At 67.2% G+C, this 16,582-nt stretch carries 13 protein-coding genes and 2 pseudogenes; 6 read left to right on the top strand and 9 right to left on the bottom strand.

From position 1 onward, the window contains the following. The first annotated feature begins 337 nt into the window (after nucleotides 1-337). A complete protein-coding gene (locus ACP4E5_RS02035) occupies nucleotides 338-1,753 on the top strand; it encodes a DUF1214 domain-containing protein (RefSeq protein ID WP_425824922.1) in 1,416 nt (471 codons plus the stop codon). A 1,379-nt stretch (nucleotides 1,754-3,132) separates the two neighbouring features. Here the strand turns inward: ACP4E5_RS02035 and ACP4E5_RS02030 are convergent. The 3 genes and pseudogenes from ACP4E5_RS02030 to ACP4E5_RS02020 all read right to left on the bottom strand — a co-directional run. Further along, entirely contained in the window at nucleotides 3,133-3,564 is a 432-nt protein-coding gene (locus ACP4E5_RS02030; RefSeq protein WP_425824921.1) for a DUF5959 family protein, read from the bottom strand. A gap of 73 nt (nucleotides 3,565-3,637) precedes the next feature. After that, nucleotides 3,638-4,895 (bottom strand): annotated as a pseudogene (locus tag ACP4E5_RS02025) (IS256 family transposase). Nucleotides 4,896-5,364: 469 nt separating this feature from the next. Next, nucleotides 5,365-5,577: pseudogene (locus ACP4E5_RS02020) on the bottom strand (response regulator); the annotation flags it as partial. A gap of 187 nt (nucleotides 5,578-5,764) precedes the next feature. On the opposite strand from ACP4E5_RS02020, the gene ACP4E5_RS02015 reads away from it, so the two are divergent. Then, the gene (locus ACP4E5_RS02015) at nucleotides 5,765-6,316 is read left to right on the top strand and encodes a M15 family metallopeptidase (protein ID WP_425824920.1); all 552 of its coding nucleotides are present in this window, start codon (nucleotides 5,765-5,767) and stop codon (nucleotides 6,314-6,316) included. 47 nt (nucleotides 6,317-6,363) lie between these two features. Further along, nucleotides 6,364-7,473 (top strand): endonuclease/exonuclease/phosphatase family protein, encoded by a 1,110-nt coding sequence (locus tag ACP4E5_RS02010; RefSeq protein WP_425824919.1) that lies wholly within the window; start codon nucleotides 6,364-6,366, stop codon nucleotides 7,471-7,473. A 112-nt stretch (nucleotides 7,474-7,585) separates the two neighbouring features. Here ACP4E5_RS02010 and ACP4E5_RS02005 read toward each other — a convergent pair whose 3' ends face one another. Further along, entirely contained in the window at nucleotides 7,586-8,356 is a 771-nt protein-coding gene (locus ACP4E5_RS02005) for a class I SAM-dependent methyltransferase (RefSeq protein WP_425824918.1), read from the bottom strand. 606 nt (nucleotides 8,357-8,962) lie between these two features. After that, entirely contained in the window at nucleotides 8,963-9,385 is a 423-nt protein-coding gene (locus ACP4E5_RS02000) for a hypothetical protein (protein ID WP_425824917.1), read from the bottom strand. A gap of 223 nt (nucleotides 9,386-9,608) precedes the next feature. On the opposite strand from ACP4E5_RS02000, the gene ACP4E5_RS01995 reads away from it, so the two are divergent. Then, nucleotides 9,609-9,815, top strand: a complete 207-nt coding sequence (locus tag ACP4E5_RS01995) for a cold-shock protein (RefSeq protein ID WP_425824916.1) — start codon at nucleotides 9,609-9,611, stop codon at nucleotides 9,813-9,815. A 1,477-nt stretch (nucleotides 9,816-11,292) separates the two neighbouring features. Here the strand turns inward: ACP4E5_RS01995 and ACP4E5_RS01990 are convergent. Both ACP4E5_RS01990 and ACP4E5_RS01985 read right to left on the bottom strand, forming a co-directional pair. Beyond that, nucleotides 11,293-12,261, bottom strand: coding sequence for a C40 family peptidase (locus ACP4E5_RS01990; RefSeq protein WP_425824915.1), 969 nt, complete (start codon nucleotides 12,259-12,261; stop codon nucleotides 11,293-11,295). A gap of 29 nt (nucleotides 12,262-12,290) precedes the next feature. Continuing rightward, complete coding sequence (locus tag ACP4E5_RS01985) at nucleotides 12,291-12,998, bottom strand: LysM peptidoglycan-binding domain-containing protein (RefSeq protein WP_425824914.1); 708 nt, start codon at nucleotides 12,996-12,998, stop codon at nucleotides 12,291-12,293. Nucleotides 12,999-13,309: 311 nt separating this feature from the next. Between ACP4E5_RS01985 and ACP4E5_RS01980 the strand changes: the two genes are divergently transcribed. Continuing rightward, nucleotides 13,310-13,837, top strand: a complete 528-nt coding sequence (locus ACP4E5_RS01980; protein WP_425824913.1) for a YIP1 family protein — start codon at nucleotides 13,310-13,312, stop codon at nucleotides 13,835-13,837. A 34-nt stretch (nucleotides 13,838-13,871) separates the two neighbouring features. Here the strand turns inward: ACP4E5_RS01980 and ACP4E5_RS01975 are convergent, their stop codons facing one another. Beyond that, a complete protein-coding gene (locus ACP4E5_RS01975) occupies nucleotides 13,872-14,672 on the bottom strand; it encodes a thioredoxin domain-containing protein (RefSeq protein ID WP_425824912.1) in 801 nt (266 codons plus the stop codon). Further along, on the bottom strand, nucleotides 14,672-14,806 hold the full coding sequence (locus ACP4E5_RS01970; protein WP_425824911.1) for a hypothetical protein: 135 nt from the start codon (nucleotides 14,804-14,806) through the stop codon (nucleotides 14,672-14,674). The genes ACP4E5_RS01975 and ACP4E5_RS01970 overlap by 1 nt, the downstream gene beginning before the upstream one ends. A gap of 186 nt (nucleotides 14,807-14,992) precedes the next feature. Here ACP4E5_RS01970 and ACP4E5_RS01965 point away from each other — a divergent pair, with 186 nt between their 5' ends. Then, complete coding sequence (locus tag ACP4E5_RS01965; RefSeq protein WP_425824910.1) at nucleotides 14,993-16,387, top strand: FtsW/RodA/SpoVE family cell cycle protein; 1,395 nt, start codon at nucleotides 14,993-14,995, stop codon at nucleotides 16,385-16,387. Nucleotides 16,388-16,582 lie beyond the last annotated feature (195 nt).

The following is a 16,582-nucleotide window of genomic DNA, read 5'->3' as shown; positions in this document are numbered from 1 at the left end:
AGGATCATGGTTGACACCTGGGTCTCCGATCACTACGGAGATCACCCCGAGAAGGTCAGTAGGCAGTCGAGGCGGTGTGACTGAACGCTTCGACTGGCCACTCTGTGCATCGCACCTGGTCAGGGTCCGACGATGGGGGGCTTTGCTCACGAGCCGCGGCAGCGAATGAGCACGGGCTTCGTGCAGCTCCTTGCCCGGCACGAATTCGAACTGTGCACGGCTTCGGCCGCGCCGATGAGAGACCGGACCCCGGCGTCCCGTGCTCGATACATCCCCGATTCCGGCCGTCCACGGTGATACATATGACTTCATCTCATTTTCTGACAAAAGGGGAGTCATGGCCGACCTGCATGACGCACGGCTGACGGGTGACGAGACGATCGAGACGTCGTTCGGCGCGCTCCGTCTGGAGCAGACGTTCCCGACCGACGACACCGCGACCCTGCTGTTCGACCAGCTCGACGCGCAACGCGCGGCACAGGCCTACTTGTGGTCACTGCCGCTGGCCGGGTTCGTGACGTGGCGCGAGCGCGCGGCACAGACCTTCGGGGCGTCCGGGTTCGACTTCGTCGTCTACGACTCGTTGCGGGAGAAGCGCGGGATCGTGACGGCGAACCTGACGACGCCGTACATCATCAACTTCACGAGCCTGGCGGACGGGCCCGTGCTGATCGACTATCCGGCCGGTCCCACGGCCGGCGGGGTCCTGGACTTCTGGCAGCGGCCGGTCACCGACCTCGGGCAGACCGGACCGGACCAGGGGAAGGGCGGCGGGTACGTCGTCCTGGGGCCCGACCACGACGCCGCCCGGTTCGAGGACTCGGGCCGGTTCCTGGTGCGCTCCGCGACGGTGAACGTGTTCATCGCGTTCCGGCTGCTCACCCAGGACCCCCAGCTCATCGCCGACGCCAAGAACGACCTGAAGCTCGCCCGGGCCGGCGCGCAGGCGGCACCGGTGCACTTCATCGAGGGCGTGGACCAGGAATGGAGCGCCACTCCCGCCCGCGGCCTGGACTACTGGCGCGACCTGGCCACGGTGTTGCGGGAGGAACCGGTCCGCGAGGTCGACAAGGCACTGATGGCGATGCTGGAGCCGCTCGGCGTCACCCGGGACCGCCCCTTCGCACCCGACGAACGCCAGCAGCGCATCCTGGCAGAAGGCGCGGCGCTCGGCGAGCTGATGGTGCGCAACCTTCAGGTCAACCCCCGCTACACGCACCCCTACTGGCCGGGCACCAGCTGGTACAAGAGCTTCGACTTCCAGACCGAGCAGGAGACCGACACCCTGCTCCAGCTCGACCAGCGGGCCACCTTGTTCTACGAGGCCGTCACCAGCACCAAAGGCATGGTCAACCCCGCCCCCGGTACCGGCCAGGTCTACATGACCTCCAAACGCGACAGCCAAGGGCGCCTGGTACGCACCGACCGCACCTACCGGCTACACATCCCCGCCGACGTCCCGGTCGCCCAGTTCTGGTCACTCACCCTCTACAGCGAGGACACCCGCCGCCCCTACGACAACGGCGGCACCGAGATCCGCAGCGTCAGCCTCGACAGCCGCGACCAGCAACTCACCTTCAACCCCGACGGCAGCATCGACCTCTACATCGGCCCCGACACACCCGCCGGAACCGAGAACAACTGGATGAAAACCCACGCCCCCGACGGCTGGTTCATCTACTTCCGCCTCTACGCCCCCACCCAACCATTCTTCGACAAAACCTGGACCCTCCCCGACATCGAAGCCATCTGACCACCCACACCCGCCCAGGCAGCACAACCCACCCTGCCCGAGCGGACGTGGCCATCCACCAAGGAACCACCCACTCCACAGTCCGAGTGCTGGATCTCCTCGATCCTGGGGAGCGAGTCCAGGGTGACGAACACGGTTGCCGGCTCGTCCTTCTTGGCGCGCTGGGCCAGCCAGTACGCCAGGTACTCCCCAGAGCCCGTGGACACCGCTCCTGCCGCGGCGAGCACGGGATGTCTGTCCGCGTTGAGTGACGAGACCGTCATCAGGGACTCGGTGTGGCCATCCGCACGGGCTGCTGCCGTCCGCTGTCGGGTCCCTGGAGGGCACCACCACCAGCAGGGCGGGTCTTGAGAGCTTCGGCTGTCCGTAGCGCGATGAGCGTCTTGCCCGTTCCGCGATGCGTGCCGACTGCGAGACCATTGTCTCCGAGACCGTCCACGCTCATGGTCTGCGCCACTGTCGCTGTCGAGGCTGGCGAAGGTACACGTTCAGCATGTCCTCACCGCCACCGGAACGAACATCATCCGGCTCAGCGAGTGCCTCCCGCCCGACACCACACGCCCACACATCCCATGGTCACTCACCCCATTCCAGCGACTCTGCCAGAACCCCGAACGCCCGCCTTCTGGCGGGCACCCTCCACAGCGTTGAGGTCTCGACGAGTAGGCCGCCCACGTTCGAGGCTCCGCAACAAGCAAGCGCCGCCAGCGCACGGGAGGGGTGCCGACGGGCGCGGCGACGACTTGCTTACAGAAGGAATATTTCCACACGAAGAGGCCGAAACCGGGTCAACGCGCCACCCCAAACCCACAAGACCAGACCATGGGCCGTAATCGGACAGAGTTGAGGACGGTATCTCCTGCGAGCGTCCATGTCCGCCCCCCTGGGAGACAAAAGGTGGCGCCCGGAGCTACAGCCCTCGAACCGGCGCGTTTTGATGCTCACCGAGCCCCGCCTCCTCCCCTCCCCCGAGTGCCGTTCGGTGGGCACACGACCAGTGGGGCACTGAGGTTTAAGATCCAATGTGGTGATCGAACTACCTGATAGTTTGATCGAATTGCAGCGCGTGACCGACGACGAGAGCCGGAAGCTGGAACACCTCGATGACGACCAGCACACGGTCTGGTTCGAGGCGGCGGCCCCCGTACGCATGCGAGAACGACCTCCACCAGTTCGACGTCGAGAAGCAACTCCGTCAGGTCACTGCGAAGCTGCAGGCTCTGCACGAGTAGGCCGCTCCTACCCGCCATCCCATTCCGTCAGGACCAGGTACCACGCCCTCGCGCACCGCCTCTCGGCGGAGCAATAGTCAAGACCTGTGGATCAAGTCATGGCGAGCTCACACCATGAGGCTGGCGGCCTCCTTCGTTGTCCATGGTTCAGTCTTCGGTCATGGGCCAGGTCTCCCGGACCAGGTCAAGGCGTCGGTATGCGTCGTCGAACCAGGCATCGACCAGTGGGATGGTGACCGTCACCGTCGTCAGGGACATTGAGTGGTCCTTGATCGTGACCTGGCAGCGGTCATCGTCCTCGTCGAGTTCGATGACAAGCCATGGAGCGCGTTTCCCCTCGCGCCAGGCGATGTCCTGTCCCGCGTCGAGTGAGTCCAGGGCCTGCTGCCATTGCCGCAGGTCCTCGGGGAAGATCCAGGTCTTGAGGGTGCCACGGACGAAGGGCGTATCGACCAGGAACTCTCCGACCAGGACATCGGCCTCAGCGGGACGCATCCGTTCCCCCTTCCCCGCGATCCGGAGAATGACGCTATTGCCCTCCCCTTCCAGGCGGATCAGGTCGATCGGATCCTCAGTCATGACTGCCCCTCCCAACTCGCGCATGCCGTCGAACACTAATCGTCGGCACGGACACAGGATCGGTTGAGGTGTGTCAGGCCGCGTGAGCTTCGGGGCGTTCGACGAGGTGTCCTCGTTCGAAGCGGGCTCCGGCGCGGACGAGGGCAACGAGGTGGGGTGCGTTCACGGCCCGCCACCTTTGCTGGGCGGACTCGACGAGCTTGAAAACCATGGCCAGGGCGGCGGTGCGGGAGCCGGCGCCGCGGGTGGCCTTGGTCCGCAGCCGGACGGTGGAGAAAGTGGACTCGATGGGGTTGGTGGTCCGCAAGTGGATCCAGTGCTCGGCCGGAAAGTCGAAGAACGCCAGCAGCTCCTCCTGATCGTCGGTGATCTTCTTGACCGCCTTGGGGAACTTCGCGCCGTAGAGCTGGGCGAACGTCTTGACCGCCTTGATGGCCTGGTCGCGGTCCTCGGCGTTGGAGATGTCCTGGATGGCCTTCTTCGCCCCGGGTTGCGCGGACTTCGGCATGGCATCGAGCACATTCGCGGTTTTATGAACCCAGCACCTCTGCTCGCGGGTTTCGGGGAACACCTCGGCCAGGGCCTTCCAGAAGCCCAGGGCGCCATCGCCGACCGCCAGGGCCGGGGCGCGCATGCCCCGGCGGGCGCAGTCGCGCAGCACATCGGCCCAGGACTCGCCGGACTCGCGGTAGCCGTCCTTGAGCGCCACGAGCTCCTTGGAGCCGTCGGCGCGCACCCCGATGAGTACCAAGACGCAGGCTTTGGCCTCCTCCAGGCGGACGTTGAGGTGGATGCCGTCGACCCACACGTACACGTAGTCGACCTCCGCAAGATCGCGGTCCATGAACGCTGTGTGGTCGGCCTGCCACTGCTGGGTCAGCCGCGTGATCGTGGCCGGGGAGAGCCCGGCGGAGCTGCCGAGGAACTGCTCCAGGGCGGGCACGAAGTCGCCGGAGGACAGGCCGTGCAGATAGAGCAACGGCAGCACCTCGCTGATCTTCGGCGACTTGCGGCACCACGGCGGCAGGATCGCCGAGGAGAACCGCTTGCGCTCGCCCGTCGCCTCATCGACGCGCTTGTCGTTCACCCGCGGGGCCTTCACCCTCGACCACGCCGGCCGCGGTGGTGACCTGCCGCGGCTGGTGGTAGCCGTTGCGGACCACGAGCCGCCGACCGTTCTCGTCGCGCTGGTCGGCCAACTCGGCTATGTAGGAGTTGACTTCGGCCTCCAGCGCGGCCGCCAGCATCCTTCTTGCGCCTTCCCGAACGATCTCGTCGATCAGCGACGACCCGTCGTGCGCGGAGCCGTCCTCGTTGACTACGGTGAGCACGGACGTACCTTCCCGGCCGGTGCTGCGAACACCGGTCTTGCTCGGTGACCTATCGATCAATCATCCGGGTAGGTACGTCCTCCCCGGGCTGATCCACAGGTTCTGAGCATTGCTCGCTCGGCGGCCCAAACCGCCAACCACCCCAGCAGGACGGCCCGAGGACACCGCCGCAGGGCCGATAGCGTGACGCGAGATGAGCAGCGCGCCGAGCTGGCCCGCCGGGCTCGCTTAGCAGGCCCACCGGGCGAGAAGCCGGCCGCAGGGCCAGGAGTGGGTGGCACTGGTGCGGCCTGGGCGTATGCGTGCGCGACGAAGGACCGATCGGGGACAAGACCATCGGTGGTCGAGGTTCGGCCTTCTGGGCCTGTGGCTTACTGCGCCGCTGTGCGGCACGTCTTCTGTGTGGATTCGGTGGCTTCCTGCTTCTTCGCGCCGTGCCGTTGCAGGCGCCCCTTCTCCTTGCGATGAGGGTGCCGGAGGCGACGATGTGCCGGGCGATCTCGTGGCCGGCTGGGCCGGGAATGTCACGGTCGAGGATGGTGATGCCGCAGGTGTTGATGTCCAGCAACTCGAACGCGGTGTCACCGTCGCTCGCGATGGCCGCGGCGGTCGCCTCCAGACGTAGGCCGTCACGGATGGCTTCCGCTATGTAGGGCCCGTCCTCGACGATCAGTGCTCGCATGTTCCGAATGCCATGAGTCGGGACATATCGCCGGCATATCGAAGACGGCATACACCCTGGCAACAGTGGATCTCCTTAACTTGTCGGCATGAACCACCGCGGATCACCGGACGAGCCCGTATCTGTCCATGCACCGACGCATCGCAAGACTCCCAGGGGCCTGGCTGTCGGCCTGCTGGTAGTCACGGTGACGGCGGCCACGGTTCTCGCGGCGCAGGCTCTGACACTCGAGTCCCAGTCCCAGACCGCGTCCCACTCTTCGGCGTCCCCGGCTGCGCACTCTCTCGGCGAGGACGGGGACGCCCCTGACGGCACGACTGTTTTCGACGAGGACGTCCGGGCCGTGGCCAACCTCGATCCGGATCTCCTCGACGCCCTGCAGCAGGCGGCGACGGATGCCGAGGACGACGGCGTCGACGCGTTCTACGTCAACAGCGGCTGGCGTTCCGAGGCGTACCAGCAGGAGCTTCTCGACGAGGCAGTAGCCGCGTACGGGTCCGAGGAGGAAGCCGCCCATTGGGTGGCCACCCCGCAGACATCCGCCCATGTGTCGGGCGACGCGGTCGACATCGGCGACTACGCCGCCACGACGTGGCTGTCCGCGAACGGTGTCGGCTACGGCCTGTGCCAGACCTACGCCAACGAGCCCTGGCACTACGAACTCCACCCCGAGGCGCAGGACGAAGGCTGCCCCGCCATGTACGCCGATCCCACCCAGGACCCGAGGCTCCAGCAGTGACCAGCGCTTTTCGTACGAGGAACAGCGACGATGAACGAGGACAGCAGATGACGAAGGTGGACACGGCGGAGACAACACAGGCCGAGGAGACGGGGTCGGCCAGGCAGCCCGTAGCCCCGAACCCAGGCAACCGGCGTGCGCGCGTGCGCCGAGCGGTCCGCCGCACACTCGGCTCCGTCGCCCGGCCTGAGCCCTGGAAGCGCGGCCGGGTGGTCGCAGCGCTCGCCCTGCTGCTGGGCCTGATCATGCTCCTGCACGCGCAGATACCGGACCTCGCCGGCCTCGGCAGCCTGGTGGAGACCTTCCTGCCATGGTTCGGCCTCCTGGGCATACCGGTGCTGTTCGTCGCCGCGCTCTGGCGCCGCTCACTGACCGCGGTAGCCGCTCTGCTCATTCCGGCCGTGGTGTGGACGAGCCTCTTCGGCGGCCTCTTCACTGGCACGTCCCACGAGGGCACCAGCGACCTCACCGTGGTCAGCCACAATGTCCGCGCGGACAACCCCGACCCGGCGGGAACCGCCGACGACCTGGCCGCCTCGGGCGCAGACCTCCTCGCCCTAGTGGAGATCACCCAGCAGGACAAGGGGACGTACGAGAAGGGACTGGCGCAGGAATACCCGTACCACACGGTGATCAACACGGTCGGGCTGTGGAGCAAGCTGCCCCTGTCGGACACCCAGCCCGTCGACACCGCGATGGACGCCGGGCCGCTGGGGGAAACCAAGTCAGCCGAGGAGAAGCAGGAATCGGCGCGGGCGTTGCGCACCACCGTGGCCACAGACGCGGGGCCGGTGGAGGTCTATGTGGCACACCTGGGGTCCGTACGCGTCCACGCCGACGGCGGCTTTACGACCGGCCAGCGGGACGACGGCGCCCAGGCGCTGGCCGACGCCGTCGCCGCCGATGAGCACGAACGCGTCATGGTGCTCGGCGACATGAACGGCACCACGGACGACCGCGCCTTCGACGCCCTGACCTCGGAGATGGACTCCGCCCAGGAAGAGGCTGGCGACGGCTTCGGCTTCAGCTACCCGGCCGCCTTCCCCGTCGTGCGGATCGACCAGATCCTGGTCAGGGGCATGGAGACGGACTCTTCCTGGGTCCTCCCGGCCACCGCCAGCGACCACCTGCCGGTGGCGGCGGGCGTCAGCTGGTGAAGCGGTCGGCCCGAGATCGTGTCGCCGACACCACCTGCATGGGCCGTACCCCGGGGCGGTGGGGATCGATCCGATCCGGTGTACCGGTCCGGGCACGGTGTGCGGGCGAAGCTCAGGCCGTGGCGGCAGTGATCACCATGGGCGGGTGTGCGCGTTCGGCCTCCCACCGGCTGCGGCGCAGCAGGGCCGGGTCCGCGAGGTCGCGGGCCTGTTCCACCGTGGGGCGGTACTGCGTGATGTCGGTGAAGCCTGCCTCGGTCAGCAGGCCAGGGTAGTGGCTGAGCGGCCAGTAGTAGTTGGTGAAGGTCTCCCACCTGTCGTCGGCGGCGCGCAGCTGGACCGGGACCGGGTCACCGGGCCGGTAGCGGGTGTCCGGCTCTGCGGTCCGTACCGAGGTGAAGGTCACTCCGTAGCAGGCGGGGTCGGTGTTGAGGAGGGTCAGCCGGGCTCCGGGGCGCAGCAGGCGACGGACCTCGGTGATGACGGCGCGGTGTTCGTTCTCGTCCGGGATGCAGGTCAGCACGAAGGAGCACATGGCTGCGTCGGCACACGCGTCCGGCAAGCTCTCCACTCGGTTGCCGGTGATGAGGTGGTATTCAGCGCCCGGTGTCGCGCGCCGACGTGCTGCCTGCAGCATGTCGGGGGCAGGGTCGGCTGCCAGCACATGCACTCCGTAGCGGCGGGCGATGTGATCGGTCACCATGCCGGGGCCACACCCGAAATCAAGGACGGTCGCTTTGCGTCGTGCGTTCAGGTCGAGTTCGGCGAAGACGAACGTATGGCCCAGCAGCCAGTCGGTCGCGCGGTCGGCCGTCAGGTAGGAGGCGGTCGCCTCCGCACTGTTGTACGACGGGTAGGGGCCGGGGATGGGTGGTGTGTGCATGCTGCTCCTCCTTGAGCGCCCACGCCTCGTGCCACTTCTGGGCGAAGGCCGGGTGTTGCGTGGCCTGGCGCCGCTTCCGGACGACACCCTGCTCGCTCTGCACCCGGTTCCTCATCGGCCTCCCCGTTCACGGCAGGAGGCCGAGGAAGTGATACTCCCTCGCTCCACCGTACGGCTCGGGGGCGTTTCGTGGGTGAACGTGTGCGGCTGTGGCCGTCAGTCCAGGGCGTGCCGGGGCCGAGGTAATGGATGCCGTTGCCTTCGTGGCCAGTTCCGGACTTCTTGCCGATGAAGCGGCGGCTGTGCGCCTTGTGCCAGCCCCACCGTTCGTCCCACACCAGTGCCGGCACGGGGGCGTTGGAGGCGAGGACCACAGCTGCGGTCACGACGCCGTCGGCCACGTACATCATCTCGGCTCGACGTCCTGCTGCTCCGCCGGTCCCTCGGCAACGAGCCTGTTCCGGTGTCAGGTCCTCCTCGCCTACGCAGAGGTCGGCGATCCTCTCTCCGCGTGGGCGGGGCATGGCCCGGGCGGCGGTCGAGTTGGCGATATCCGGCGCGTCGGTCAGCTTCGCCAGGGTCAACGCCGGGCCAGCGTCCAGGAGTTCACCGGCCCGGGCGCGGCTGGTCGCGGGGCACCATGCCGCCGCTTCCCTCGGGCCGGTGCGCAGCTCCGTCCGAGATTGCCGACGTCTCCTGGTAGGCGAGCAGGACCCCGCGCGGAGAGTGCTCCACTCCCCCGGCCTTCTGCCGGTGCGGCGCGGTCCGCGGGTCCTTCTTGTAGGAGTCCCAGGTCTTCGGCGACACGTTCAAGAATGCGGCCGCCACGGTCCGTTCGAGGAGGTCTTCGTCGTCATCGGTGTCGGGAAGCGTCGGCACCAGCGCGCTGGCGAGATATGCCGGGGTCTGCTCGCTGTCCCGCTGTATCCCCTTTGCCGAAGGGTCAGCGTCCAGGCCCTCCATCCTGGAGACCCCGCGCCCATGCAGCTCCGAGTCCGTCACCCTGACCAGCGAGCACATTTCAGGCATATTGGCGACGGTCGCCCGTCGGCGGACATAGAATGGTCGGGACACCGCCACGGGACAAGTCGGCCCGTGTGGCGTCAAAATCAGCTGTCATGGTTCCGAAGTACCGGTTCGCCCGTGAGCACGCGTTCACGGGCGTCTTGCTGTTCAGAGTCTCGGAGGACCAGGACGATCACCTCCGGCTCCCGCACAGGGCGGGACCGTTTTCGAGTCTCCAGGAGGACACATGGCCACCGGAACCGTGAAGTGGTTCAACACTGAAAAGGGCTTCGGCTTCATCCAGCAGGACGCCGGCGGCCCCGACGTCTTCGCCCACTACTCCAACATCAACGCCTCCGGCTTCCGTGAGCTCCAGGAAGGCCAGAAGGTCAACTTCGACATCACCCAGGGCCAGAAGGGTCCCCAGGCGGAGAACATCACCCCCGCCGCCTGAGCCGCAGCACCACGAGGGTCCGCCCCGGCCAAAGGCCGGGGCGGACCCTCGTGCGTCGAAGGGCCACATCTCCGGCGCGAGGGCAGGGGCGCGCGCCAGTGCCGTCGAGCGAGGAACCCGGCCGACATGCACGACGCCGCCGCTCACATGTGGGCGGCGGTGTGCGGGGCAGCACGGTGCCGTTCAGGGTCACGTACGCCTTCGAACTGGCTGCTGCCATCGCCTCGTCGAACGTCGGCGCAGGCAGAGACCGTTGGCATTTCTCGGGATTGACCTCACGTTCGCTTCGGTGCCGCGCGGAGAGCGCTGCGTCCTGGCCGTACGCCAGGGACGCTCGCCGGGCGTTCCGGCCAGCGAAGGCAGCGGGCTACGCACACCCCCGTGCGTGGGGCACCGACCGGAACACCCCCCATCGAGCCATCCGGACGAACCCGCACTCGCCGTACCGGCGCGCCGCCACCACCGGCACGCCCGCGCTCCGCTATAACTGGTCCAGGGCTGCACCTCTGTTTGCACCATCAGAGGACCGCCGTCCCACCGGCTGCCCAGACCTCTGAGGCATCTCGGCGGCCCGGCCCGCCCGCACTCACTTGCCAAGGTCTGCCGGGCGGGCCACCCCACAGAACTGTGGCTCCGGCTTCTGCCATTGTCGGCCAGAAGTCGGGAGTCGCAGCAGCGGATGCCGGGCACATCTGCCCGTTCCATGGCCTGGCGCGGTCACCCGCCCGGCATCCACATCCCCTTCCCGTCACACCTCTGGTCCTGACCGGTGGGCCGCTCGAGGTGTTGTCACCCGCAGTGCGGCGCGCCTTACCGGTTCCCTACAAGCGGAGCCACTTGCCTGGCTTGACGATTCATCAGACGAGTCGGGAGGCACGGGTGTTGGGGCCAGCGCGGAATGGACGCGTGAAGCGCGTAAGACGAGTGTCGGCAGCCAGCGCGGCCACCCCGCTCCTGTGCGGAGGCACACTTCTGAGCGCCGATCCGGCCGCCGCCGCAGAGGCATCACTGTCGGTCGCGATGAGCGCGGGGGCTACGGGGGCGGCTCCGTTCACCGCCACCGACGGGCCGGGTGGTGACTCCAGCGCCACGAACGGCATCGTGTACAGCAACGGCTCCGTCACCTACAACGTCGAAGTCGCAGCGAACCACGCCACGTCCGAGGACACGTCGATCACCATCGCCCTCGACGAGGGTACGGACCAGACGTGGCAGGAAGCGAACACCACTCAGGACACCGCTTCTGAGCAGCCACCGGATCTGAATGGGTGCGGCTCTTGCCCCATACAAGAATCACCAGATTCGGATCATCGAACCGGGTGCAGACCGCACCCGCAGCTTGGGGAAGATCGTGTCTCGGAAGTGCCTTGCTGATCGTGCGTGCTGGAAGGCTAAAAGGCTCCAACCATCGCAGGTCGCAAGGCACTTCTGCGTTCGTGTACTCGCTCACAGAAGTCGTGAGCCGGTGGGTCCGGGTTCAGGCGTTCACGTGACCGTAGAAGGTCGGCGTGATCCAGTCCGACATGTTGGAGATCTCCACCCCGGAGCTGGGGTTGGCGGCCGCCACGTACTGATCGCCGCCCATGTACATGGCGACGTGGTAGATGCCGTTGACGCTGCCGTCCCCGGACCAGAACAGCAGGTCGCCCGGCTGCAGCTGGCTCGCGGAGATCGGAGTGGTCGCCGTGTACTGAGCGGAGGCGACACGCGGCAGGGAGACCCCGGCCTGCGCGTAGGCCGCCTGGACCAAACCTGAGCAGTCCCAGCCGGAGGGCGAGGCACCGCCGTACACGTACGGGGCGCCGGCCTGCGACAGCATGTAGTCCAGGGCGGCCTGCTGCGCCGAGCCGTCGCTGCTGGATACGGAGCCGCTGCTCGACGTCGTGCTGTCGGTGGCCGTCTGCTCCGTGGCCGAGGACGTGCCCGTGTGCTGCTCGTACACGCTCTCGTGACTGGTCCAGTACCAAGCGCCGTTGGACTGATACCACCACACGTTGTCGGCCGAGTCGTGACCGGCCTTCCCCGTGAAGGTGGGATTGGTGCTGTGCCAGGACGACGAGGGCGTCGACGTGCCCGCAGCAGAAGAGGACGACGTGCTGCCCGTCTTCTGCTCGTACACACTCTGGTGGCTGGTCCAGTACCAGTGCCCCGTGGAGGCGTCCTGGTACCAGTACACGCCCTCGGCGGAGTCGTAGCCCTGAACCCACGGGCAGGCCAAATCGGCCGAGGAAGAGACCGTGGTCGTCGCGGGAGCGGTCGAGGCGAAGGCGCTCGAGCCCATGCCGAGCACAGAGCTGCCACCGATCGCCACCACAGCGGCGGTACGGGCCAGCCGGCGGCCCAGCCTCTTGCCGCCGGCGCGGCGGCGTCGGGCCGGGCCGTCGGCGGCAAGGCAGTGCTCGCAGGCGCAGCCGTCGGTCAGGTCTTCGGTGAAGTCGATAGCCACAGTGAGGTCTCGTCTTCCTGGTGGGGCGTTCAGAGAGTCAGCGTCTGACCGGCGTAGATCACATTCGGGTCGGAGCCGAGGGTGGAGGCGTTGAGCTGGTACAGCTCCTGCCAGCCGCCGTCCACGCCGTGGGCGGTCGCGATGGAGTGGAGGGTGTCGCCGCTCTGCACGGTGTACGAGCCGGCCTCCGTGCTCGCCGAGGTCGAGGAGCTGCTCGACGTGGACGAGTCCGAGGCGGCAGAGGACGAAGAGCTGCCGGACGTCGACGAGTCCGAGGCGGCAGAGGACGACGAGTCGTCCGACGTGGACGAGTCCGAGGACGACGAGGTCGCCGGCGGCGTGTACGAGGTGTCTGCGTTCGACTGGCTCAGGCCCGTGCCGCACACCGGCCATGCGCCCGGCCCCTGGTCGGCCAGGACCTGCTCGGCGACGGCGATCTGCTGCGACTCGGTGGCCTCGTTCGCCTGCGAGGCGTACTGCTGGCCGCCGTAGGCGTTCCAGGTCGACTCGCTGAACTGCAGGCCGCCGTAGTAGCCGTTGCCGGTGTCGATCGACCAGTTACCGCCGGACTCGCACTGCGCGACGGTGTCCCACTGGCTGGTGGTGGCGGCCGAGGCGGTGCCCGCGGCGAAGAGCGGGGCGACCAGGCCGACGCCGAGCGCACCGACCGTGGCGAGGCGCTTGCGGTGCGGGCGGGGCTTGGCGTGGCGGCGGCTCTGGGCGGGGGTGGTGTCCATATGGCGGTGTTTCCTCGTGGAACTCGGGTGCAATGAAATGACCCGGTTTCCCGGGCTATATCCACCTGAACATCAGGGATCACCCCGACGCAAGCCATTCACCGACCCCCGGGAAACAATGGGCGAATCCCGGACTAATTCCGGCCACATCATCACCGTTCGACTACACGGAATGGAGGAAATCCCATTCCGTGTAGTCGTTGGTACAAATTCGGATCAACTTTTTGGCCGAGCAGGGGAGAAAAAAGGTGACAGATCCCGAGAATCGGCAGGAGGCCCATGGCTTCCCGCCTCGCCGGACGTGGCCGCGCATGCATCTGGAGCTGTGGACCCGCCCGGCCGACATCCTCAACGAGACCCAGGACCGTACGGTCTGGCTGCCTGCCATCGGTGTCTCGGCCCTCGCCGGTGTGCTGGCGGTGCTCGGCGCGGACGGGCTGGCCGGCGCCTCGGCTGCCGCTGTATCCACCGTCTCGCCGCTCTGGCTGCACCTTCTCGTAGCGGCCGTCGCGCTCACCCTGGCGGGGCTCGGCCTGGGCGCGATGACCCAGCTGCTCGCGCACCGCAGCGGCGGGATCGGCCGGCCCGCTGCCACCGTGTCGATGTTCATGGTGATCCTGTGGACCACCGATCTCCCGCAGCTGGTCCTTGGCCTGTTCCTGGCCGACGACAGTCCGGCAATGCGCGCTCTGGCCTTCGCCACCTGGGTGTTCGGGCTGCTCATCGCGATGCTGATGGTCCGCGGCTACCACCGGATATCCGCGCCGCTTTCGACGGCCTGTGTCTTCGTGCAGATGGCGCTGGCCCTGCTCACGGTCAAGGGGCTGTCCGCCACCTGACGCGGGTGTGAGCAGGGCCACCGAGATCCTGCGGCTACTTCACGCGGTCCTCGACCTGCTTGGTGAAGTCGGAGGTCGAGATCGCCTTGCCGTCGCTGTCGATGACGGTCAGCTTCTTGCCGTTGAGCTCGACCGTCGGGGTACCGGTGACGCCCGAGGAACCGAACTGGTCCGACATCTTCTGCGCCCACGGGTAGTAGGTGCCGTTGTTCACGGCGTCGTTGAAGGACTGGTTGTCCTTGAGCGCCGGGACCTGCTGGGCCAGGTCGATCAGGTCGCTGTTGCCGGAGAACTTGTCGTCGTTCTCGTCGGGGTGGTTCTCCCAGAGCACGTGCTGGTACTCGGCGAACGCGTCGGTGGAGACGTTCAGTGCGGCGCCCAGCGCGTTGAGTGCGTTGATGGAGCCGGTGCCGCCGAGGTTGTCGTCCAGGAATGTGCCGAAGTGGTAGACGATCTTGTAGTCGCCGTCGTCGGCGAGCTTCTGGATCGTTGTGCCGTCGGTCTGCTCGAACTCGGCGCAGTACGGGCAGCGCATGTCCATGTACACGTCGAGGGTGTTCTTGCTGTCCTTGTCGCCGTAGGTGACGGTCGTCCCGTCCGTGCCTGATGTGTGCTTCGGGGCGGCGTAGGTCTGGCTGGTGAGCTGGCTCACCGACGGGCTGCTGCCGGCTTTCACCGCGTAGGCCACACCGCCGCCGAGGACCAGCGCGCCCGCGACGCCGAGCGCGACGAGAACGGTCCGCTGCCGCTTCTTGACCTTCCTCTTGTCCGCCTCACGCCTCGCCACCATCTCCTCGCGCCGCCTGCGCGCCTCGGCGTTGTTCTTCTTTCCCATCAGGACTCAGCTCCGTCTTCCAGCGAGGGCAGCACCTTCGTGACCGTGTCGGTCGGGGTGGCGAACCCGAGGCCGACGCTGCCGGAGTCGTCGCTCGGGGAGTGCATTGCCGGCCCGCAGCCCTCTTCACTCACACCCGGAAGCATCTCGCTAAGCCGTCTGGCATTCGCCCGGCGTAAACCGGCGAGAACGCTACCTTCCCCACGAGTCTATATTTTGAGGATTATGCCGAACAAAGCGACGAAGCGTTGAGTGCGGGGACTCCGGCAGCGGCCGGTGCCGTTACGGAGACGAAGCAGAAGCCGCCCCGTAAGGAAAGGATGAAGAAGGATCCGGTCGCCCGGCGCGCCAGTGTCACCGAAATCTCCATGCTGCTTTTCGCGGTACTGATCCCGGTCTACGCCTACATCGATACCGGCGTGAACATGTCCGGGAGCGTCCCGGTGGGCGCCGCCGAGTACGGCATCAGCCTCGTCGCGCTGGCATCGACCGCCCATCTGGCGGTCCGTCGCTTCGTGCCGTATGCCGACCCGTTGATGCTGCCGCTCGCGACCGTCCTCAATGGCATGGGTCTGGTCTTCATCTGGCGCCTGGACCAGGAGCCACAGCTGGCCGCCCAGGGACAGGCCGCCCCCAGCCAGTTGATGTTCTCCACGCTCGGCATCGGGATCTTTCTGCTGGTGATCATCTTCCTGAGGAACCACCGGGCCCTGGCCGGCTTCACCTACACCGCGCTCTTCGTCGCTCTCGCCCTGCTCATCTCGCCGATCTTCTTCCCGTCCATCAACGGTGCCAAGATCTGGGTGACGATCGGCCATTTCTCCATCCAGCCCGCCGAGTTCGCGAAGATCATCATCTGTATCTTCTTCGCCGGCTACCTGGCCCAGAAGAAGGACGCCCTCGCCCTCACCTCACGTCGCATCCTGCGGATCCGCGTCCCGCGCGGCCGCGACCTCGGCCCGCTCTTCGTGGTCTGGCTGCTCTCCCTGATGATCATGGTCATGGAGACCGACCTGGGTACCGCGCTGCTGTTCTTCGGCCTCTTCGTCGCCATGCTGTACGGGGCGACGCAGCGCCGGAGCTGGATCATCTTCGGCCTGGTCCTGTGCGTGGTCGGCCTGGTCGTCGCGTACTTCTTCGTGCCGCACGTCACCTCCCGCATCGACGACTGGCTGAACCCCTTCGCCTCGATCGATGCAGGTCAGGGCGCGAGCCAGTCCGCGCAGGTGATGTTCGCCTTCGGCGCGGGCGGCCTGTTCGGTACCGGACTCGGCCTCGGCCACTCCTACTTGATCGGCTTCGCCGCCAAGTCCGACTACATCCTGGGCACGGTCGGCGAGGAGATCGGCCTGATCGGCATAGCCGCGCTGCTCATCATGTACTTGCTGCTCGCCGAGCGCGGCTTCAAGACCTCGCTGCGTGCCCGCGACCCCTTCGGCAAGCTGCTCGCCTTCGGTCTGTCCACCGTCTTCGCCCTCCAGGTCTTCATCGTCGCCGGCGGTGTGACCGGCCTGATCCCGCTGACCGGGATGACCATGCCGTTCCTGGCCCAGGGCGGCTCGTCGGTGGTCACCAACTGGGCGCTGGTGGCCATCCTGTTGGTGATCAGCAACGACGCCCGCAAACCGGCTCCAGCGGACGCGGGCATCGATCTCGACGTGAATTCACTGGATGATCTGCCGACGCAGATCGTGCGCACAGCACCAATGGACTGAGGCGAAGCAGGGGACGCTCGGACCGTCGTCGCGGTGGGCCGTGCGGCGGCCACCGTGTCAGCGGTCACCCGGTGCCGGTGACCGAGCCGGCGCAGACCTGGGTGGACGGCCCGAAGCCCGGGTTGGACGAGGTCAGGATCGTGAGGTGGACGCGGCCCGGGCGTCGGTGGACTTGGGTATGCCGTGCCCATGGTC

Origin of the sequence: Streptomyces fractus (assembly GCF_049844455.1) — a bacterium.
GTDB lineage: Bacteria > Actinomycetota > Actinomycetes > Streptomycetales > Streptomycetaceae > Streptomyces > Streptomyces fractus.
The sequence above is the reverse complement of the archived record's forward strand: the minus strand, read 5'-3'. Positions and strand labels throughout refer to the sequence as shown.